The organism is Streptomyces sp. NPDC005728 (assembly GCF_040630895.1).
GTDB lineage: Bacteria > Actinomycetota > Actinomycetes > Streptomycetales > Streptomycetaceae > Streptomyces.
Window position 1 is genome coordinate 1 of record NZ_JBEXYL010000049.1, and the last position, 20631, is coordinate 20631.

At 72.8% G+C, this 20631-nt stretch carries 13 protein-coding genes; 3 read left to right on the forward strand and 10 right to left on the reverse strand.

Annotation, left to right across the window (positions count from 1 at the left end):
* Positions 1-258: 258 nt before the first annotated feature.
* Both ABZ471_RS28385 and ABZ471_RS28390 read right to left on the reverse strand, forming a co-directional pair.
* Positions 259-1224 (reverse strand): serine/threonine-protein kinase, encoded by a 966-nt coding sequence (locus tag ABZ471_RS28385; protein ID WP_359070195.1) that lies wholly within the window; start codon positions 1222-1224, stop codon positions 259-261.
* Positions 1225-1382: 158 nt separating this feature from the next.
* Positions 1383-2285, reverse strand: a complete 903-nt coding sequence (locus ABZ471_RS28390) for an MBL fold metallo-hydrolase (protein WP_359070197.1) — start codon at positions 2283-2285, stop codon at positions 1383-1385.
* A gap of 71 nt (positions 2286-2356) precedes the next feature.
* Between ABZ471_RS28390 and ABZ471_RS28395 the strand changes: the two genes are divergently transcribed.
* On the forward strand, positions 2357-3292 hold the full coding sequence (locus tag ABZ471_RS28395; protein ID WP_359070199.1) for an AraC family transcriptional regulator: 936 nt from the start codon (positions 2357-2359) through the stop codon (positions 3290-3292).
* Here the strand turns inward: ABZ471_RS28395 and ABZ471_RS28400 are convergent.
* From ABZ471_RS28400 to ABZ471_RS28425, 6 genes are all read right to left on the reverse strand, one after another.
* Entirely contained in the window at positions 3279-4871 is a 1593-nt protein-coding gene (locus ABZ471_RS28400; RefSeq protein WP_359070201.1) for a serine/threonine-protein kinase, read from the reverse strand. The two genes, ABZ471_RS28395 and ABZ471_RS28400, sit on opposite strands and share 14 nt — an antisense overlap.
* Before the next feature lie 53 nt (positions 4872-4924).
* Complete coding sequence (locus ABZ471_RS28405) at positions 4925-6598, reverse strand: serine/threonine-protein kinase (RefSeq protein ID WP_359070203.1); 1674 nt, start codon at positions 6596-6598, stop codon at positions 4925-4927.
* A 63-nt stretch (positions 6599-6661) separates the two neighbouring features.
* Entirely contained in the window at positions 6662-8416 is a 1755-nt protein-coding gene (locus ABZ471_RS28410; RefSeq protein WP_359070289.1) for a serine/threonine-protein kinase, read from the reverse strand.
* 162 nt (positions 8417-8578) lie between these two features.
* A complete protein-coding gene (locus tag ABZ471_RS28415; protein WP_359070205.1) occupies positions 8579-11338 on the reverse strand; it encodes a protein kinase in 2760 nt (919 codons plus the stop codon).
* Positions 11339-11472: 134 nt separating this feature from the next.
* Positions 11473-13518: a serine/threonine-protein kinase gene (locus tag ABZ471_RS28420; RefSeq protein ID WP_359070207.1), complete on the reverse strand. Its 2046-nt coding sequence runs from the start codon at positions 13516-13518 to the stop codon at positions 11473-11475.
* A gap of 289 nt (positions 13519-13807) precedes the next feature.
* Positions 13808-15517: a glycerol-3-phosphate dehydrogenase/oxidase gene (locus tag ABZ471_RS28425; protein ID WP_359070209.1), complete on the reverse strand. Its 1710-nt coding sequence runs from the start codon at positions 15515-15517 to the stop codon at positions 13808-13810.
* A 282-nt stretch (positions 15518-15799) separates the two neighbouring features.
* Here ABZ471_RS28425 and ABZ471_RS28430 point away from each other — a divergent pair, with 282 nt between their 5' ends.
* Positions 15800-17008, forward strand: a complete 1209-nt coding sequence (locus tag ABZ471_RS28430; RefSeq protein WP_359070210.1) for a nucleotide sugar dehydrogenase — start codon at positions 15800-15802, stop codon at positions 17006-17008.
* 138 nt (positions 17009-17146) lie between these two features.
* Entirely contained in the window at positions 17147-17725 is a 579-nt protein-coding gene (locus ABZ471_RS28435) for a hypothetical protein (RefSeq protein WP_359070212.1), read from the forward strand.
* Positions 17726-17795: 70 nt separating this feature from the next.
* Here the strand turns inward: ABZ471_RS28435 and ABZ471_RS28440 are convergent, their stop codons facing one another.
* The gene (locus ABZ471_RS28440) at positions 17796-18920 is read right to left on the reverse strand and encodes a GuaB3 family IMP dehydrogenase-related protein (RefSeq protein ID WP_359070213.1); all 1125 of its coding nucleotides are present in this window, start codon (positions 18918-18920) and stop codon (positions 17796-17798) included.
* A gap of 115 nt (positions 18921-19035) precedes the next feature.
* Positions 19036-20541 (reverse strand): IMP dehydrogenase, encoded by a 1506-nt coding sequence (gene guaB, locus ABZ471_RS28445; protein WP_359070214.1) that lies wholly within the window; start codon positions 20539-20541, stop codon positions 19036-19038.
* Positions 20542-20631: the final 90 nt, after the last annotated feature.

Sequence of the window (20631 nt, forward strand, 5' to 3'; positions counted from 1 at the left end):
GGGTGTGGTTGGCGGTACGGCCTGAGCCGACGACGCCCTTGGTCAGCTGGGCCACCAGTTCGGGGGTGACCACGTCGGCGGCGGTGCGGGCGCCTTCGGGGGCGGGCGCGAGGGGGTTGGTGCCGGTGATGTCCGGGGCCTGCGAGTCCGTCATGACGCGCAGGGTATGCCGCAGCGGAGGCTTTGGGTACCCGTCGGTAACGGGGATTCACCGAGTGCACACACGACGCCAGTGATCACTGGCAGCAAATGTGCTGATCAGCGGGTTGTCGGGTGATGATCACTCGGCTCCGGGTTTTTCCGCGTGGATGCGAGAAGGAGACCGAGAGCGGCGAGTGGGGTGCGACGGCGCTGGTCCGCGGCGGGGGCGGGGGGCACAGGCAGGGGTTCTGCCACCCGCGCCCGCTCCAGCGGCCGCAGGGGTTCTGCCGCCGGCGCCCGCTCCAGCGCCGGTGCACTGTCCGCTCCGGAGGCTTCCACGGCCCCTTCACCGGCCAGCGCCGCCAGTGCCTCCGCCACGTCCTCCGCGCCCGGCCGCGCCTCGGGCTCCTGCGCGTGCAGCCTCGCCAGCAGCGGCCCGAGGGGGCCCGACCCCGCGTCCTCGACGGCGGCGGCCAGGAGCGCACCCAGCGACCACAGGTCGGAGGCCGGCCCGGCGCCGGGACCCGACGCCCGCTCGGGGGCGACGAACGCGGCGGGAGCCTCCTCGGCGTGCCCGTCCCCTGTCCCGAAGTCGGTGAGGACGACCCTGCCGGTGCCGGACTCGATCAGGACGTTGGTGGGCTTGAGGCCCCGGTGCACGATCCCGACGGCGTGCGCGGCCCGCAGCGCACCGAGGACCGCGAGCCCGACCCGGGCGGCCTCGGCGGGCGGGAGGGGCCTGCGCCGGAGGATCTCCCGCAGCGACTCGCCCTCGACCAACTCCATGACGATCCAGGGGACTCCGTCCTCGCTGACGACGTCGTGAATCGTGACGGCGGAGAGGTGCCGCACCCGCGCCGCGGCCCGGGACTCGTGGTAGAGCCGGTGTGCGACGCGCCGGCTCTCCTCGTCGTCGGCCGGATCGGCCGGCAACGCGGGCTCCTTGACAGCGACCTGTCCCTGCCCCCGCTCGTCCCGGGCACGCCAGACCGTCCCGGTCGGGCCGGACCCGATGCGCTCGACCAGCCGGTAGCACCCACCGATCAGACGTCCGTCGGGCGGGAGTTCGCCGTCTCCACTCATGTCACATGAGTACCGTGCGCACCATGCCCTTGTCGAAGTCGGGCGGTCAGGCGGCCAAAGGGTCGGGCGGCCGACCGGTAAGCCGGTCGGCCGGGCGGTCAGACGGACGGTCAGACGGTCAGACGGACGGTCAGGCAGTCAGGCGGACGGTCAGGCGGTCAGGCGGCCCACCGGTGCAAGGTGAACTCCCCGCGGTCCTTGCGCACTTCCACGGCACCGGCGCCGCCGAAGTGGGCGGGGACGACCAGGGCCCGCTCGCCGGCGGCGCGTTCGAGCACCCGGCGCCGGGTCTCGGCCGCCTGCAGCGGGTCCAGACAGAAGCAGCTGTTGCACTCGGGGCGCAGGATCTGCACCGGACTGTGCAGCATGTCCCCGACGAACACGGCCCGCTCTCCGCGCGATTCCACGCGCAGGACGGAGGATCCCGGGGTGTGGCCGGGGGCGGACTCCAGGACGAGATGCTCGTCGATGCGGTGCGCGCCGTCCCACACCACGGCCTGCCCGGCCCGGTGCACGGGCGCGATGCTGTCCTCGTAGAGGAGCCGGTCGTCCACGCGCACACCGCCGCCGTAGCCGCCCTCGGGCCCGAAGTAATGGTCGTCGGCGGCCGGCAGGAGGTACCGGGCGCCCGGGAAGACGGGCGCCCACTCGCCGTCGGCGTCGTAGGTGTTCCAGCCGACGTGGTCGGCGTGGATGTGGGTGTTCACCACGAGGTCGACGTCGCCCGGATCCACGCCGGCCTGCCGCAGCCGCCCCGGCAGGTCGCCCTGCCGCCGGTGGAACAGCGGGTTCCCGGGCCGTTCCCGGTCCCTGCCCACGCCGGTGTCGACCAGCACCGTCCGTCCGGCGCTGCGCACCACCCAGGTCTGGAGCGCGGACACGGCCAGGTCGCCGCCGGGCTCCCAGTGGCCGGGCACGAGCTGCTCCTCGTGCTCCTTCCACACCTCCGGACCACAGTCCGGGACGAGCTGCCGAGCGGTGGCGAACGGTCCCTGCCACTCGACGACCCGAAGGACCTCGACGTCCCCGATCACGAACCTCTGCACGTTGTCTTCCGTCATGGTGACGAGCCTAGGAACCCGGGATGAGCATCCCAATGCTTCTCCGGCTCGACTGGATACGCTGACGTCTCATGGATGTGGTGAGCGATGCGATCTCCGCGGTCCGGGTGGGCCGGCCCTCCTCGAACCGGCTCCGGGTGAGCGGCCGCTGGTGCGTGCGGCTGGCGCCCTACGAGGGCGCGGGGTTCCATGTCGTCCTCGGCGGCGCCTGCCGGCTGCTGCCGGAGGAGGGCGGGGACCCGGTGGACCTGGGGACGGGCGATGTCGTGCTGCTGCCGCACGGCGCGGGGCATGTGCTGGCGCACGGGGCGGCGGAGCCCGCCGAGGTGCGGCGGGCCGTGCCGTTCGAGGAGGTGCGGGACGAGGACGTACGGTTCCCCGAGGACGGCCCCGAAGTGGAGCTGCTGTGCGGCAAGTACCGCCTGGACCGCAGCCGGGCGCATCCGCTGATGGCGGAGCTGCCGGAGACGGTGCACCTGCGGAACCGGGTGGGCGCCCACCCCGAACTGCGTGCCGCGGTGGACCTCTTGGCCAGGGAGCTGACCGGCACCCACCCGGGATCGGCCCTCGCCCTCCCCGGTCTGCTGGACCTCCTGCTGATCTACGTGCTCCGGGCCTGGATGACGGAGGCGCCGACCGGCGTGTGGCCGACGGCCCTGACCGACCCGGCGACGGCGACGGCCCTGCGCGCCCTGCACACCGACCCCGCCGCCCCCTGGTCGAACGACCTGCTGGCCGCGAGGGCGGGCGTCTCCCGCGCCACCCTGTCCCGCCGCTTCACCACCCTGGTCGGGCGCCCGCCGATGGCATACCTCACCTGGTGGCGTCTGACCCTGGCCGCGACCCGCCTGCGCGACTCGGACGTGCCCCTGGCCACGGTGGCCCGGGAGACCGGCTACGGCAGCCCGTACGCCCTCTCGCACGCGTTCAGCCGCGAGTTCGGGACGACGCCCGGGCGGTACCGGGAGAAGGCCCGGGCCGGCCTTCCGGTCCTCAGGGCTTCTTGATGTCCAGGTTGGTGATCGCCGTCTTCGCCACCTCCCGGCCGCGGGCCGTGAAGTCGCCCGCGCCCGGGTAGCCGATGGTGAGCCGGTACAGGTCGCCGGACTTGGTGCGGTAGTAGAAGATCTGGAGCTCGCGGGGGCGCGGGTCCTGGCTGTCGTCGGTCGTGTAGGCGACGGTGTTCGTGGCGGCTTCTCTGCCCTGGTACTTCGTGTTGTCGTCCGGGTGCGTCTTCGCGCCCTTGGGCATGTCGAGGTCGTACTCGCCCTCGTTCTTGAACTTCTCGTCGTCGGCGTGCATCTGGGCCGCCGCGTTGCTCTTGATCTCGTTCAGGGAGTCGTCCGATTTCCTGGTCAGGTCCAGGACGATCGAGATGGCTCCGCTCCGGTCCGTGTACGACACCCAGGTCTGGTCGGTGGCGTTCTTCTCCGGGTGACCGGGCTGGTAGGTCGCGGGGACGGCGAGGACGACACCCAGCTCGGTGTCCGTCTTCTTCGCCCAGCCGTCCGGCAGCGGGCCGGCGAAGGGGTCGGCGAGGACGAGGTAGCCGGCCACCGCGGCCGCGACCACGGCAGCGCCCACGCCCAGCCAGATCTTCCGGCCCAGGCGCGGGGCCCGGGCGGCGGGCGCGGTGACCTGCACGCGCTGGGTGGGCTCCGGCGCCGGCGGGTTCGCGGCCGCTTCCAGCAGGGCACGCACCTGCGCCGCCGTCGGACGGCGCCCGGGGTCCTTCTGGAGCAGGCTGTTGACGGCCTCGGCCAGCGGGCCGCGCGCGGCGGCGGGCGCGGCCGGGGTGGCGTTGAGGACGGACTGGAGGGTGGCGGGGGTGTTGCTGCGCCGGAACGGGGAGACGCCCTCGGTGGCCGTGTAGAGGACCACGCCCAGGGACCACAGGTCGCTCGCCGGGCCGGGGCGCTGCCCCAGCACGCGTTCCGGCGCGATGTACTCGGGCGAGCCGACGAAGCCACCGGTGTCCGTCAGGTTCGTCTCGCCCTCGATCTGCGCGATGCCGAAGTCCGTGAGGACGACCCGGTCGTACCGGCCCAGCAGTACGTTGTCCGGTTTCACGTCCCGGTGCAGGACGCCCGCCGCGTGTGCCGCCTCCAGCGCGCCGAGCACCTGGAGACCGATCCGGGCGGCCTCGCGCGCGTCCAGGGTGCCCTCCTGGAGCGCGGCGCCCAGCGAGCGGCCGTGCACCAGCTCCATCACGATCCACGGCCGGCCGTCGACGACCGCGACGTCGTACACGTCGACCACCGCGGGATGGTCGAGGCGGGCCGCCGCACGCGCCTCGCGGCGCATCCGCTCGAAGGCGTTGGCGCGCTCCCGCTCGGGAACATGGTCCGGTACCCGGGGTTCCTTGACGGCGACCTCGCGGTCCACCATCTCGTCCTTGGCCCGCCACACCGTGCCCATCCCGCCGTGGCCCAGCTTGGCGAGCAGCCGGTACCGCCCGCCGATCAGCGGCCCCGCACCCTGGGCGGGCACCGCAGGAGGCCGCGGGCCCGGGTTCGGGCTCGGCGGTTGCAGAACAAAACTCGTCGTGTCGTCGGCCGCGCGGCCGAGTCCCCCGTCACTGCTCATGGTTCATCCATATCGCGCCATGTGCGTCCGCAGCCACAGGGGATGCGAACCGGTCACAGAGCCGTGACCGAGAAGGTGTCCACGGCCACGTCGAAGTACTCGCGAGCCTCCCGGACCTTGCCGACCGGAGCCGACACCCACACGTCGTACATCCGCCCGCCCTCCTCCCAGCACAGGTCGTAGGTGTGGCGCGGGCCCTCCGCGGCGCTGAAGCCGTCCCAGGTGAACTCCCAGGACGCGGCGGGGTGTCCGGCGTGCGTGGTCTCGGCGACCCGGCCGTCGTGGTAACCGGGGTTGGTGCTGGGTCCGTCGGCCGCGGACCGGTTCATCACCGCGACGGGGCCGCCCGGGCCGGGCTCGGCGACCTTGACGCCGAGGCGGAAGGTCTGCCCCGGGGAGAGGTAGAAGACCCGCTCGCCCTGCTGCTCGCGGGTGAAGTCCTGCGGTACGGCCAGGGAGAAGCCGGCCGGGTCCCGGGCGGTGCGGTAGCCGGAAGGGGCGGTGTGGGTGGCCGAGTTCGCCGGTGAGCTGCTCGCGGTGGCCGACGGAGAGGGTGACGCGGAGGGTGACGCGGAGTTGCTCGTCCGCGCCGGCGGGCTGGTCGCCGTACGGTCCGGTGTGCCGCCTCCGCCGTCCCCGCCCTGGTTCAGCAGCAGGGCCGCCGCCGAGACGCCCGCCCCGGCCACCGCGGCCACGAGCAGCGCCGCGACCAGCACTCCGCGCGCCGACTGGCGTGTGGCCGGGGCCTGTTCGGCGGTGGCCGCGGACGGTGCGAGCGAGCCGCGCGGCACGTCGTGCGCGGTCGGCGTGTAGGGGATCACGGGCGTACGCCGTCCGGAGTCACCGGTCCTGGGCGTGCGGCCCGTGCCCGGGGTGCCGGGCGCGGCCGGGGTGCGGCCGGTCTCCAGGAACGTCCGCAGCATCCGCTCGGCATCGGCCGCGCCCAGCCGCCGGTCCGGGTCGCGCTCCAGCAGGCCGCGTACGACGGGCAGCAGCGGTTCGGCCTGCGCGGGTGGCCGGATCTCGGCGGCGACGACGGCGTGCAGGATGCCGCCGAGCGAGTCACGCCGGAACGGGGACTCGCCGCTGAGCACCGCGCACAGCAGCGCGCCGACCGACCACAGGTCGGACTCCGGCCCGGTACGGACGCCGGACATCCGCTCGGGGGCGGTGTACTCGGGCGAGCCGACGAAGGAGCCGGTCTCGGTGAGCGTGGTGGCACCCGCGACCTGCGCGATACCGAAGTCGGTGAGCACGACCCGGTCGGTGCCCGACTCGATCAGCACGTTCGCGGGCTTGATGTCCCGGTGCAGCACCCCGGCCTCGTGCGCGGTGCGCAGCGCGCTCAGCAGGTCGATGCCGATCCGTGCGGCCTCCGCCGCATCGACCGGGCCACCTGCGGCGACTCGGTCGGCGAGCGAACCGCCGTCGATCAACTCCATCACGATGTACGGCCGTTCGTCCTGCTCGACCACGTCGTGCACGACGATGATGTGCGGGTGCCGCAGCTGCGCGACCGCCCGCGCCTCGCGGAAGGTGCGCTCACGGCGACGACGGGCGTCGTCCTCCGCGAGGGAGTCGTCCGGGGCCAGCTCCTTGACCGCGACGAGGCGGCCCAGCACCTGGTCGCTCGCTCGCCATACGACGCCCATTCCGCCGCGCCCGATCCGCGCCTGAAGGCGGTAACGGCCCGCGATCACACGGAAGTCGTCCCCCTCGGATCCCATGAGCCCCATCATGCCGCACCGGCCGCATGCCTCCGGGGCGGTCATCGGCCAAGCATCACCCGGTCAGCCGGAGTTCGGCTGCCACCCCTGGAGGACCCACTTGAACTGTTTGCTCGTCTTCGCCCAGTCCTCGGCGGGCGTCGACATGTAGATCGCGTACTCCGTGCCCTCCCGCGAGTAGTACGTCTCCTCGATGGCGTGGCGCGGCCCGGCCACGTAGGGCGGGTCCTTCGCCAACGCGTTCCAGGTGTAATCCCACAGCGAGCCCTCGCGGTCGCGGTAGGTGTTCTTCTTCATGGTCACGGTCCGGAAGTCGACCAGCCGCTGGAGCTGCTGCTCCAGGTCCTTCTGGTGCTGGTAGGCGTCGGCGAAGTCCGGGTCGGTGTCGATCGCGATGCGGACGAAGTGCAGGCCGCCGTCCGGCGTGTAGTCGATCTGCTTGAGATCGCCCTTGATCTCGTACACCTTGCGCTTCCAGCCCTTGGGCAGGTAGAGGCTGAAGCCCTCCGGGTCGTCGTGACGCACCCAGCTGTCAGGGACCGCGCCCTCCGGACCCGGGCTGCTCGAAGCCGAGTTCGCCGGCGCCGGGGTGGCCCCGCCCGCCTCGGTGTCCCTCTGGAACCCGTCCCACTGCCGGACGACCACCGCGGCGCCGCCGCCGAGGACGGCCGCGACGGCGACGACCAGCGCGAGCGTGCGCAGACGGCGCCGGGGGCGGGGACGGGCCGGTGCGGTGTGCGTGGGCGGCCCCACCATGGTCGGCCCCATCCCGCCCGGGCCGACCGCCGTCGGACCGGTGACGGAACCCCCTGCCGCGCCCGAGCGGTGTCCGGCCGCGGTCGTCCCGGAGCCGTAGCCCGAGGTGCCCGCTGCCGAGGCGTAGCTGCCGGAGGCGTACATGCCTGGGGCGTGCGTACCGGAGGCATGCGTACCTGAGGCGTACGGCCCGCCGGTGTCCACGCCCGCGCCCTGGGTCGGGACGAATGCCTGCGCGGTGCTCGGCCGGCGGCCCTCCGCCGCCTCCGCGAGCATCTGCTCCGCCTCCTCCGCGCCCGGCCGCTGGGCCGGCTCCTTGCGCAGCAGGGCGGCGATCACAGGGCCGAGCGCGCCGGCGTGGCGGGGCTCCTCGGCCTCCTCCTCGACGACCGCCTGCATGGTGCTCAGTGGCGAGGTGCGACGGAACGGCGAGCGCCCCTCGACCGCCGTGTACAGCGTGGCGCCCAGCGCCCACAGGTCCGAGGACGGGCCGGGGTCGTGGCCGCGCACCCGCTCGGGCGCGAGGTAGTCGACCGAGCCGACGACCTCTCCGGTGCGGGTGATGGTGGTGTCGCCCTCGATCTGGGCGATGCCGAAATCGGTGAGCAGGACCCGGCCGTCTCGGCCCAGCAGCACGTTGCCGGGCTTGACGTCGCGGTGGAGCACGCCGGCGGAGTGCGCGGCGCGCAGCGCGCGCAGCACCCACAGGCCGATCCGGGCGGCCTCGCGGGCCTCCAGGCGCCCGTTCTCCTTGACCGAGTCGGCCAGCGAGTGGCCCTCGACCAGCTCCATCACGATCCACGGGCGGCCGTCGTGCTCGAGCACGTCATGGACGGTGACCACGGCGGAGTGGTTGATGCGCGCGGCGGCCCGGGCCTCGGCCCGGGTGCGGGCGAGCAGAACGCCCTGGTCGCTCTCGGAGACGTAGAGCGCTGCGGTCAACTCCTTGACGGCGACCGTCCGGTGCAACACCTCGTCGTGGGCGCGCCACACCCGGCCCATGCCGCCGCTGCCGATGGAATCGGCGAGCCGGTAGCGGCCCGCCACCAGCAGGCCCTGCATCTGATTCACGTTGCCCCGCAATGCTCTTGACAGGGTCAGACTAAGGACCGGCCTGCACTCTGGGAACAAGCGGGGTGCCAAGGAGACCGCACTGTGACGGTTGTCGCTTCTGCGCGCGAACGGGAACCGAATCCCTCGCCGCTCGCCCCGTGTACAGGGCGCTCAACCCGTGTAGCGGTACGTCGCGGTAGCCTGCTCGTACAGCCGTGTCACCTCGTCGCGCTCGGCCTCCGGGCCCCGGATCTGGACGATGTGGTAGCGGCCGTTCAGCAGGATCGCCATGTTGCGCACATACAGATCGCGGCCCTGTCCGTCGGTCCAGGTGAACTGGCCCTCGGCCATGGTCCGTCCGCCGACCTCGATGGTTCGCAGACCGGTGGCCGTGGCCCAGCTGGAGTCCCGGTACGGCTGCAGTTCGCGTTCCTTGTCCCGCTGGTAGACCATCGGGTCGCTGCCGTAGCTCGAAGCGCTGTCCCGGCCCGGTACGACCAGCAGCTCGAAGTTCCCGTGCGAGTAGACCACCTGACCGCTGCCCTTCCTGGGCGCGCGGTCCCAGCCCTTGGCGACGGCGACCTGGAAACCGTCCGGGTCCGTGCGCAGGGTGAACCCGTCGGCGACCGTGCTGCCGCCGTCGGTCTGGGTCCCGGTGGCGGGCGCGGACGCCGAGGATCCGCCGTCCGCGGACTGTCCGGAGGACGGCGGTGACGTGTGGGAGGGCGCGGGGCTCGCCTGGCCCGCACTGCCGGTGTGCTCGCCGCCCGCCGCGCCGCTCTCCCCCTGCTTCGGCATGAACAGCAGCGCGTACGCCACCGCGCCCGCCAGCAGGAGCAGTACCAGCACAAGCAGCGTCCGGCCGAGGCTGCGCGGGGAACGGGCTGCCTCCTGCCGGGCCCGCTTGTGCCGGCCGTGCGGATGGGGCGCGGGCACCCCGGCGCGCCGCCGCCGCACCAGCTCGCCGCGGCGCCGGACGATCGGCAGCCGGCGCGGGTCGGCGGGCGGGACGGGGACGACATGGGTGCCGGCGTCCGGCTCGGGCGCGGAGCGCACCAGCGAGCGGAGCCAGCCGCTCAGCTCCTCGAAGTCCAGCCGGTCGGTGGGGTCCTGGCGCAGCAGGGACTCCACGACCGGACGCAGCGGCCCGCACTCCTCGGCGAAGGCGGGCGGCTCCGCGCACACCAGCTGCACCAGCTCGGCCGTGGACTCCTCGGGGTAGGGCGCGTGCCCCTGGACGGCGCGGAACAGCAACGCACCGAGGGCCCACAGGTCGGTGGCAGGCCCGATCGGCGCCGCCAGCTGCCAGTTCTCGTGCACCGGCCCGGCCTGCTCCGGCGCCCATCGCTCGGTCACCGGCCCCACCACGGTCATCCGCACCTGCCGCGCCCGCTCAGCGGCCAGCGCGGTACCCGGGCCACGCCGCACGGCACCGGGGTCGTCCCAACGGAAGGCCGGGGCACCCTGCTCGGGGAAGGCGACGGGAACCGCGCCTGCGGAGGGGGCGTCGCGGTCGGGGGCGCCGTAACCGGAGCCGGTGGTCCGGCCGGAGGGTGCCGCGCCGGAGTCGCGCGGCGCACCGGCAGACGCCTGGCCCGGTACGGGAAGGCGGCCGGAGCCGGGTGTCGTGCCGGGGCGCGGGTCTCCGGGGGGCAGTCCCGGTCGCTGTTCGGCGGCGCCCGGCGTGGTGGGCGTGCCGGTGGGGCCCGGTCTCGGTGAGGCGCCGTGCCACGGGGCGCCGTGCACCCCGTAGGGGTCGGCGATCCTGCCGGGCGGCGGGGTGGCCTGGCCGGAGGAGTACGGTGGCCGGCCGCCCGTGCCGTTGGCCCCGGTGTCGCTCTCGGCGGACGGGCGGGCTCCGGGCAGGGCTGTGCGGCCGCTCTGCTGGTCGTCCTGCACCCGGGCCGCGGCCCGGGTTCCCGCACGGTAGGCGGCGATGGCCCCGGCCCGCGCGGCGCGGATGTCGTCACCGCTCTCCAGGGCCCGTCGCCCCGGCGGTCCGGGGACGGCGGCCCCGCCGGGCCCTCCGTCGCTGCCCGGCCCCGGCAATCCGCCGGCCGCCCGCGCCTGGATCGCGGCCCGCCGCGCGGCCTCGGGATCCACATCGGGGGAGGGAACGGGTCCCGTGGAGCCGCCCGGGCCGCTCACTGCCGCGACCGCACCACCGGCACCCGCAGCACCCCGGCCGCCGGCGCCGCCGAAGCCCTGACCGCCCGTGCCGCCGTGACCGTCACCGGCCGGCCCGAGGGCCGCCCGCCCTTGCGGACCCTCTGGTCCGTCCTGCGCCGGCACCGGGTCGTACCCGCACAGTGCCTCCTCCGCCGCGCCGACCGCGAGGCCGGTGAGCAGCACGCGGCCGTCGTCGCAGACGAGGACCGTGCGGGCGGTGAGATTGCGGTGCACCCAGCCGTGGGCGTGCAGCACCCGAAGGGCCATGAGGACGTCGGAGGCGACCTCGGCCGCCCGGTACGGCGTCAGCGGTTGCTCGGCCAGCAGCGCGGACAGCGGGCGGGCGGCCACCCACTCGCTGACGATCCAGAGCGAGCCGCCCTCGGCGAACACGTCGAAGACCTGGTCCAGGCGCGGATGGTCAGGGATGCGGGCCGCCGCCTGTGCGGCCTCGACGGCACGCCGCACCGCCGGATCCGAGGGACTGCGGGTGGCGGTCCGTCCCGCCGGGGTGCGGCGGGCCCCACGCTCACGGGCGGTGAACCCCTCGGGCAGCCCCTCCGCGTCGAGCACCTCGGCCTCGACGACCTCCGGCAACGGCACCTGACGGACCAGCACTTCCTGCCCGCTGTAGGTGTCGAAGGCCCGGGTCTCGGTCAGCTCGTACTCGTCGGAGGGCGGCAGCGGCAGGCGGTAACGGTCGGCGAGCACCCGGCCCGCATAGTCGTCCACGTTGCCTCCCCCGGCCGCCTGGTCGTTCACATCCGTTCCCCAACGGCCCGTTCCGCACCCACATCCGGTTCCGTACGGTCCGCAACCATTCACGATACGTGCCGGAGGCAACCCGCATTGAGGGGATGGCGGATTCTCACGGCCCCAAACAGCGCTCGTTCACATCACGAGTTGGGCTCGAAGGACGTCGTCAGCGTCTTCCAGGTGTCCTTGCGCAGCGCGCCGTCCCAGTTCGCCGCCTTCGCGGTGTACATCAGCCCGTAACCGAGATGGCCGTTCACGACGAAACCCCGGTCGATCGTGCGGTACTTGATGCCGCCCTCGGTGTAGGTGAACTCCCAGTCGGCCGTGTTCCAGCCGCGGTAGTCCACCTGCTCTATGCGGATCTTCTGATAGTGGGAACGCACCATGTAGCGCGCCTGGTTGTTCCAGTCCGCCACCGGGTCGTCCTTGGGGGTGCTGGTCCAGCCGACGAGCAGCTTCTGTCCGTCGGGGCCGGTGTAGCGGTCTCCGGAGGTGCTGGTCGACTGGTACTTCCACCCCTTGGGCAGCCCGATCGAGTAGCCCTGGCCGGCCTTGCGGGTCGACTCCGCCGGCGCGCTGCCGCCGGCGCCCTTCGTGTCGGACGTCGCATCGGACGACCCGGAGTCGTCGCTGCCGGACGCGTCGGCGCTTCCCCCGGGCCGGGAGCCCGTGGTGGGGGACGCCGAGGTGTCCCCGTCCGTCCGCGCGCCGCCGGTGCTTTCCTTGCTGGCCGTGCCCTTGTCCTGCTTGGTGGAGGCGCTGGCGCTCGCCGCGGTCTTGCCGCCGCTCCTGGTGCCCTTGTCGCCGTCCCCGCCGAGTGTGAGGGCGAGCACGGTGCCGATCACCGCGAGGACGACCACCACCGCGATGATCACCAGCGTGCGCTTGGGCACCACGTCGGTGAGCGGCGCCCTCGGCACCGGCCGCGGCGGCAGGTCCAGGTCCGGCGGCGGCACCACGGGCCACCCGGAACTCGGCTTGTTCGTGCTGGAGTTCGGCACGGCCGCGGAACCCTTGGCCTGACCGGCCACGGAACCCTGGGCCGGGCCCGCCGGCCGACCGGATGCCGCGGCGCCCGCCGCACCGGAGGAGGCCGCACCGCTGTCCATGGCCGGCCCACCGCCGTTGCCTGGCGCCGCCGAACCGCCACCGCTCTTCGAACGCACGGCCGCCCCCGCGCCCGCCGCCCCGGCCGCCTTGCGGACCGAACGCAGTGCCCCACGCAGCTTCTCCCCGGCCTCCTCGCCCCGCCTGCCCCCGGGCCCGCCGGGCTGCGCCGGCAGCGGAACCACCCGCGTGGCGTCCATCGGCTCCGGCTCGGGTGCGTGGATCACCGCGTTGAGCATGGCCCGGGCGCCGGCGTCGTCGAGCCGCTGGGCCGGGTCCTTGCTGAGCAGGCCGTAGATGACGTCCTTGAGCGGACCCGCGTTCTTGGGCTCCTCCAGGGGCTCGGTCATCACCGCGGTGAGCGTGGCGATCGCCGAACCCTTGTCGTACGGCGGCGCACCCTCGACCGCCGCGTACAGCAGACCGCCCAGCGACCACAGGTCGGCCGCGGGACCCGGCTTGTGCCCGCGGGCGCGCTCCGGGGAGATGTAGGAGGGGGCGCCCACGAGCATGCCGGTGGAGGTGATGGACGGGTCGCCCTCGACCTGTGCGATGCCGAAGTCGGTGAGCACGACCCGGCCGTCCTCGGCGATGAGCACGTTGGACGGCTTCACGTCACGGTGCAGGATGCCCTCGCGGTGCGCGGAGCGCAGCACGTCGAGGACGGCGAGGCCGACCTCGGCCGCGCGCCTCGGCTGCAGCAGGCCGTCTTCGCGGATGGCCTCGGCGAGGGACTTGCCCTCGACCAACTCCATGACGATCCACGGCCGGTCGTCCTCGTCCACCACGTCGAAGACCGTCACCGCGCTGTTGTTGCGGATCCGGGCGATCGCCTTGGCCTCACGCAGGGTGCGCGTGATCAGGCGCCGCTTCTCCTCCTCGTCGATGTTCGACGGGAACCGCAGTTCCTTGACGGCGACCGTCCGGCCCAGGGTCTCGTCCTCGGCACGCCACACCGTGCCCATGCCGCCACGGCCCAGCACGTCTCCCAGCCGGTACCGCCCGGCGAGAAGACGACGCTCGCTCTTGTCCTGACGAGTCTCCTGACGGGATGTGCCCGCCCGCTCCGCCTCCGACATGCGTCCCCTCATGCAACCCGCCCTGACAGAGCCTCCATTGTCTCTCACCCGACAAGTGCCCAGCGCCCAGGGTGCCCCTGGCCCCGCCCCGGGCTCCGCGCACCGGAAGACCCCCTGAAGCCGGAGTTCCGCATACCGGGATGACGACCCCGGGAAGAAGGGAGCCTCCGGCCGGAACCGGCCCTGCTCACCGCCGAGTTCTGCCCTCGCACCCGGTAGAACGCACCGGTTCCGAACGGAGATCCCGGTACACGACACTCGTTCGAGTGAAACCGAAGGTGAGCCCTGCTCAGCTCAGCGGCACGATGTCCGGCGCCCCCAGCCTCGCCGCATCCGCCGTCTGGTCGTCCGGCTGGAGCTGGGACTCCCGCTCGGCCTCGACCCGCTTCTCGTAGTGCTCCGCCTCGCGCTCGATCTGGTCCTTGTCCCAGCCGAGGACGGGTGCCATCAGCTCGGCGGCCTCGCGGGCGCTGCGGGTGCCCCGGTCGAAGGTCTCGATGGAGATACGGGTACGGCGGGTGAGCACGTCGTCCAGGTGCCGGGCGCCCTCGTGCGAGGCGGCGTACACGACCTCGGCGCGCAGATAGTCGTCGGCGGCCTTGAGGGGCTCTCCCAGGGCGGGGTCGGCGGCGATGAGGTCCAGGATCTCCTCGGCCGCCGAGCCGTACCGGTTCAGCAGGTGTTCGACCCGGACCACATGGAGTCCCGTGCGGGCGGCGATCCGCGCCCGCGCGTTCCACATCGCCCGGTAGCCCTCCGCGCCGAGCAGCGGGATGTCCTCGGTGACGCAGTCGGCGACCCGCATGTCGAGGCCGTGCACCGCCTCGTCCACGGCGTCCTTCGCCATCACCCGGTACGTCGTGTACTTGCCGCCCGCCACGACCACGAGTCCCGGCGCCGGGTGCGCCACGGTGTGCTCGCGGGACAGCTTGCTGGTGGCGTCGGACTCGCCGGCCAGCAGCGGACGCAGGCCCGCGTACACGCCCTGCACGTCGTCACGGCTGAGCGGGACGGCGAGCACCGAGTTGACGTGCTCCAGCAGGTAGTCGATGTCGGCGCTGGAGGCGGCCGGGTGGGCCTTGTCGAGGTCCCAGTCGGTGTCGGTGGTGCCGACGATCCAGTGCCGGCCCCAGGGGATCACGAAGAGGACCGACTTCTCGGTGCGCAGGATCAGGCCGGTGGTGGAGTGGATGCGGTCCTTGGGCACGACCAGGTGGATGCCCTTGGAGGCGCGGACGTGGAACTGGCCGCGCTCCCCCACCATGGCCTGCGTGTCGTCGGTCCACACACCGGTGGCGTTGACGATCTGCTGGGCGCGGATCTCGTACTCCCCGCCGCCCTCCACGTCCTGCACCCGGGCACCGACGACCCGCTCGCCCTCGCGCAGGAACCCGGTCACGCGCGCACGGTTGGCCACCTTGGCGCCGTACGACGCCGCCGTGCGCACCAGGGTCGCCACGAACCGGGCGTCGTCCATCTGGGCGTCGTAGTACTGGAGGGCGCCGACCAGGGCGTCCTTCTTCAGGCAGGGGGCCACCCGCAGGGCGTGACGGTGGGTCAGGTGGCGGTGCAGGGGCAGGCCCCGGCCGTGGCCGCGAGCCATGGACATCGCGTCGTACAGGGCCACGCCCGAGCCGGCGTACAGGCGCTCCCAGCCCTTGTGCTGGAGCGGGTAGAGGAACGGCACCGGTTTGACCAGGTGCGGGGCGAGCCGCTCCAGCAGCAGGCCACGCTCCTTCAGGGCCTCGCGGACCAGGGCGAAGTCGAGCATCTCCAGATAGCGCAGGCCGCCGTGGACGAGCTTGCTGGATCTGCTGGAGGTCCCGGACGCCCAGTCGCGGGCCTCGACCAGGCCGGTGGACAGGCCGCGGGTGACGGCGTCCAGTGCGGTGCCGGCGCCGACCACTCCGCCGCCGACCACCAGGACGTCCAGCTCACGCTCCGCCATCGCCGCCAGTGCCTCGGCGCGCTGCGCCGGACCCAGAGTCGCTGTCCTCACCGCTGCCTCCCGCTGTCGAACAACTCGCTCGCGTCGGCCGCACCCGGTGGGCGAAGCCCGGTTCACCCCCTCCTCATGCCCAAATTCTGACCGGCTTGCCCGACTTCAGCCACCACGGGCTTCCAACCTGTGGACAACAAGCACACAACCCCGGGAAGACACACGAACACAATCCCACATAACGGTCATATTTACTCCTAGTGTGACAGTGCGCACGCTCCTGCAGTCCACAGCGGTTGCGCATCCGCCCCGCTTCGGTTACTGGGAAGGACGGCCCACGCCATGCCCGCAGACCTCGCCGTCATCGGACTCGGTCCCTTCGGCCTGCCGCTCGCCCAGGCCGCCGTCGCCGCCGGCATCCCGACCATCGGGTACGCCACCGGCCCCGAGGCGGGTTCCCTCAGCCCCGCCGAGCTGCGCCGGATGCACGCCACGGGCTTCCGGCCCGGCACCGACCCGGCCCAGCTCGGTCGCGTGCGGACGGCCGTGATCTGCACGCCCACCCCGCGTGGCGCCGACGGCGGACTCGACCTCGGCCAGGTCGAGGCGGCAGCCCGCACCCTGGCCGAACGACTGCGTCCGCACACCACGGTCATCCTGGAGTCACCCGTCCTCCCCGGGACCACCGAGGAGTTCCTGCGCCCCCTGCTGGAGAAGGGCTCGGGACTGCGCGCCGGCCGCGACTTCCACCTCGCCTACTCGCCCAGCCGGATCGACCCGGGCAACCGCGACCGCACCCCCGCCGGCACGCCCAAGGTCATCGGCGGCCTCACCCCGGCCTGCACCGAATCGGCCGCCGCGTTCTACGGGCGGCTCACCGACAAGGTGGTACGCGCGCGTGGGCTGCGGGAGGCGGAGACCGTGCAGTTGCTGGAGACCAACTTCCGGCACGTGAACATCGCGCTCGTCAACGAGATGGCCGTCCTCTGTCACGAGCTGGGCGTCGACCTGTGGGACGTCATCCGCTGCGCGGAGACCAAGCCGTTCGGCTTCCAGGCCTTCCGGCCGGGCCCGGGCGTCGGCGGGTACGGGGTCCCGCAGGACCTCACCGGCCACGCGAGCCGCACGCTGCGCATGGTGGAGCTGGCCCAGCAGGTCAACCACCGCATGCCCCGGTACGTCGTGCAGCGCGCCGCCACACTCCTGAACGAGCACGGCAAGTCCGCCCGCGGCGCCCGCGTCCTGCTCCTCGGCGTCACCTACAAGCCCGACCTCGCCGACCTCCAGAGCACGCCGGCCCAGGAGATCGCCATCCGGCTGATGGAACTGGGCGCCTCGGTCAGCTACCACGACCCGCTGGCGACGTCCTGGAGCGTCCTGGACCGCCCGGTCCCGCGCGCGGACTCCCTGTACGAGGCGGCCGCCGACGCCGACCTGACGATTCTGTTGCAGCAGCACCGGACGTACGACCTGCAGGGCCTGTCGGTGAAGGCGCAGCTGCTCCTGGACACGCGGGGGGCCACGCCCACGGGGGCGGCGCACCGGCTCTGAGGGCGGTGACGAAGGGAAAACAGCCGGGGCGCTGTCGTCCCCGGCTGTTAGTCTCCCCCGGACCTGCCGCACACGTGTGCGCGTGGGCCTTCCGTTCTCGTCATCTCAGTTGTGCCACAACTCGGGGGAATCTCTGTCATGAGCCAGTCAGCTCCGCCGCCCCAGCCGCCGCAGTACGGTCCGGCCGACGGCAACCCGTACGCCCAGCAGGCGCCAGCCGGGGCTCCGGGTGCGCCCCAGGTGCCGTACCCGCCCCAGGCTCCGTATCCGCCCCAGCCGGGCGCGTTCGCCCCGCCCGTCCCGCCCGCCCCGGGCCGGAACAACGTCGCCCTCGGCGTGATCGCCGCCCTCGCCGCCGCCCTGGTCGTCGGCGCCCTCTACGGCGTCATCATCGGAGCCACCGAGCACGAGATCGGCTGGGCGGCCGTCGGTGTCGGCTTCGTCGTCGGCCTCGCCGCGGGCAAGGCGGGCGGCCGCAGTCCCGCCGTCGCGATCGCCGCCACGGTCCTCGCGCTCGGCTCGGTCTACTTCGGCCAGCTGGTCGGCGAGGCCATGCTCATCGCCGACCACTTCCACGTGGACTTCTCCGAGGTGTTCTTCGAGCACATCGACTCGGTCCAGAAGCTCTGGAAGGAAGACGCCGACCCGCTGACCTTCGTCTTCTTCGGCATCGCCGCGTACGCGGCGTTCACCGGCGCCAAGAAGGCCGCCGCGTAACGCACACCCGCGCGGCGAAGGGCCCGCCCACCGAACCGGTGGCCGGGCCCTTCACGTCGTACGGGTCGGGTCAGCGCTTGTGCTGGCTGTCCGCGACGGTCACCTCGACCCGCTGGAACTCCTTCAGCTCGCTGTAGCCGGTGGTGGCCATGGCGCGGCGCAGGGCACCGAAGAAGTTCATCGAGCCGTCCGGCGTGTGCGAGGGGCCCGTGAGGATCTCCTCGATCGTGCCGACCGTGCCCAGGTCGACCTTCTTGCCGCGGGGCAGCTCCTCGTTGACCGCCTCCATGCCCCAGTGGTGGCCCTTGCCGGGCGCGTCCGTGCCCCGGGCCAGCGGGGAGCCCATCATCACGGAGTCGGCACCGCAGGCGATCGCCTTCGGGAGGTCGCCGGACCAGCCGACACCGCCGTCCGCGATCACGTGCACGTACCGGCCGCCGGACTCGTCCATGTAGTCGCGGCGGGCGGCGGCCACGTCGGCGACCGCGGTGGCCATCGGGACCTGGATGCCGAGGACGTTGCGCGTGGTGTGCGCGGCGCCGCCGCCGAAGCCCACCAGGACACCGGCCGCGCCGGTGCGCATCAGGTGCAGGGCGGCGGTGTAGGTGGCGCAGCCGCCGACGATCACCGGGACGTCCAGCTCGTAGATGAACTGCTTCAGGTTCAGCGGCTCGTGCGCGCCGGAGACGTGCTCCGCCGAGACCGTCGTACCGCGGATGACGAAGATGTCCACGCCCGCGTCCACGACCGCCTTGGAGAACTGGGCGGTGCGCTGCGGGGAGAGCGCGGCCGCCGTGACCACACCGGCGTCGCGCACCTCCTTGATGCGGGCGCCGATCAGCTCCTCCTTGATGGGAGCCGCGTAGATCTCCTGGAGGCGGCGGGTCGCCTGCTCGGCGGGCAGCGCGGCGATCTCGTCGAGCAGCGGCTGCGGGTCCTCGTACCGCGTCCACAGGCCCTCGAGGTTGAGCACGCCGAGGCCGCCCAGCTCGCCGATGCGGATCGCGGTGGCCGGAGAGACGACCGAGTCCATGGGTGCGGCCAGGAAGGGCAGCTCGAAGCGGTAGGCGTCGATCTGCCAGGCGATCGAGACCTCCTTCGGGTCCCGCGTACGGCGGCTGGGGACGACGGCGATGTCGTCGAAGGCGTACGCCCTGCGGCCCCGCTTGCCGCGCCCGATCTCGATCTCAGTCACGTCTTGGCCTTTCCCTGATGCGTTTCAGCGTCTCCCAGTATCGCCGACGGGTACGACAAGGGCGGCCCCGGATGCTCCGGGGCCGCCCTTTTCTGCCGTCACGCGTGCGCGTGCGTCACTTCTTGCTGCTGTAGTTCGGCGCCTCGACCGTCATCTGGATGTCGTGCGGGTGGCTTTCCTTCAGGCCTGCCGAGGTGATCCGCACGAAGCGGCCCTTGGACTCCATCTCCTCGATGGTGGCGGCGCCCACGTAGCCCATGGTCTGGCGCAGACCGCCGACGAGCTGGTGCAGCACGTTGGCCAGCGGACCCCGGTAGGGCACCTGGCCCTCGATGCCCTCGGGGACGAGCTTGTCGTCGGACGCCACCTCGGCCTGGAAGTAGCGGTCCTTCGAGTACGACCTGCCCTGGCCGCGGGACTGCATGGCACCCAGCGAGCCCATGCCGCGGTACGACTTGAACTGCTTGCCGTTGATGAACAGCAGCTCGCCCGGCGACTCCTCGCAGCCGGCGAGGAGGCTGCCCAGCATGACCGTGTCCGCACCGGCGGCGAGTGCCTTGCCGATGTCGCCGGAGTACTGCAGACCACCGTCGCCGATCAGCGGGATGCCTGCCGGACGGGCGGCGAGGGAGGCCTCGTAGATGGCGGTGACCTGCGGGACTCCGATGCCGGCGACCACGCGGGTGGTGCAGATCGAGCCCGGGCCCACGCCCACCTTGATGCCGTCGACACCTGCGTCGATGAGCGCTTGGGCGCCGTCACGGGTGGCGACGTTGCCGCCGATCACGTCGACGTTCACGCTGGACTTGATCTTCGACATCCAGCTGAGGGCGTTGCTGTTGTGGCCGTGCGAGGTGTCGACGACCAGGAAGTCCACGCCGGCCTCGGCGAGCGCCTGGGCGCGCTCCAGCGCCTCGGGGCTGGCGCCGACGGCGGCACCGACGAGCAGGCGGCCCTCGGCGTCCTTGGCGGCATTGGGGTACTTCTCGGCCTTGACGAAGTCCTTGACCGTGATCAGGCCCTTGAGGACGCCCTCGTCGTCGACCAGCGGCAGCTTCTCGATCTTGTGCTTGCGCAGCAGTTCCATGGCCTCGGGCCCGGAGATGCCGACCTTGCCGGTGACCAGCGGCATCGGGGTCATGACCTCGCGCACCTGGCGCGTGCGGTCGCTCTCGAAGGCCATGTCGCGGTTGGTGACGATGCCCAGCAGCTTGCCGGCCGGATCGGTGACCGGGACACCGCTGATGCGGAACTTGGCGCACAGCGCGTCCGCCTCGGCGAGCGTGGCTTCCGGGTGCACCGTGATCGGATCGGTGACCATGCCGGACTCGGACCGCTTCACCAGGTCGACCTGGTTGACCTGGTCCTCGACGGAGAGGTTGCGGTGCAGCACGCCGACGCCGCCCAGCCGGGCCATCGCGATCGCCATGCGGGACTCGGTCACCTTGTCCATCGCCGCGGACAGCAGCGGGATGTTGACCCGGACATTGCGGGAGATGCGGGACGAGGTGTCGACCGCGTTGGGGAGCACCTCGGATGCACCCGGCAGCAGCAGCACGTCGTCGTAGGTCAGCCCGAGTGTCGCGAATTTTCCGGGCACTCCGTCGACGTTGGCAGTCATGACACCTTCCCCAAATGGCCTTGATCGGTGCGGATGTCCATGCTAACGGGAAGCACGGCTAGCAAATTCCACGGTCAGGAGTGACTTCAG

Excerpts from the sequence above, each read along its gene's own strand:
- ABZ471_RS28385 (WP_359070195.1), bottom strand. The coding sequence starts at position 1,224 with ATGAGTGGAGACGGCGAACTCCCGCCCGACGGACGTCTGATCGGTGGG.
- ABZ471_RS28390 (WP_359070197.1), bottom strand. The coding sequence starts at position 2,285 with ATGACGGAAGACAACGTGCAGAGGTTCGTGATCGGGGACGTCGAGGTC.
- ABZ471_RS28395 (WP_359070199.1), top strand. The coding sequence starts at position 2,357 with ATGGATGTGGTGAGCGATGCGATCTCCGCGGTCCGGGTGGGCCGGCCC.
- ABZ471_RS28400 (WP_359070201.1), bottom strand. The coding sequence starts at position 4,871 with ATGAGCAGTGACGGGGGACTCGGCCGCGCGGCCGACGACACGACGAGT.
- ABZ471_RS28405 (WP_359070203.1), bottom strand. The coding sequence starts at position 6,598 with ATGGGATCCGAGGGGGACGACTTCCGTGTGATCGCGGGCCGTTACCGC.
- ABZ471_RS28410 (WP_359070289.1), bottom strand. The coding sequence starts at position 8,416 with ATGCAGGGCCTGCTGGTGGCGGGCCGCTACCGGCTCGCCGATTCCATC.
- ABZ471_RS28420 (WP_359070207.1), bottom strand. The coding sequence starts at position 13,518 with ATGTCGGAGGCGGAGCGGGCGGGCACATCCCGTCAGGAGACTCGTCAG.
- ABZ471_RS28430 (WP_359070210.1), top strand. The coding sequence starts at position 15,800 with ATGCCCGCAGACCTCGCCGTCATCGGACTCGGTCCCTTCGGCCTGCCG.
- ABZ471_RS28435 (WP_359070212.1), top strand. The coding sequence starts at position 17,147 with ATGAGCCAGTCAGCTCCGCCGCCCCAGCCGCCGCAGTACGGTCCGGCC.
- guaB (WP_359070214.1), bottom strand. The coding sequence starts at position 20,541 with ATGACTGCCAACGTCGACGGAGTGCCCGGAAAATTCGCGACACTCGGG.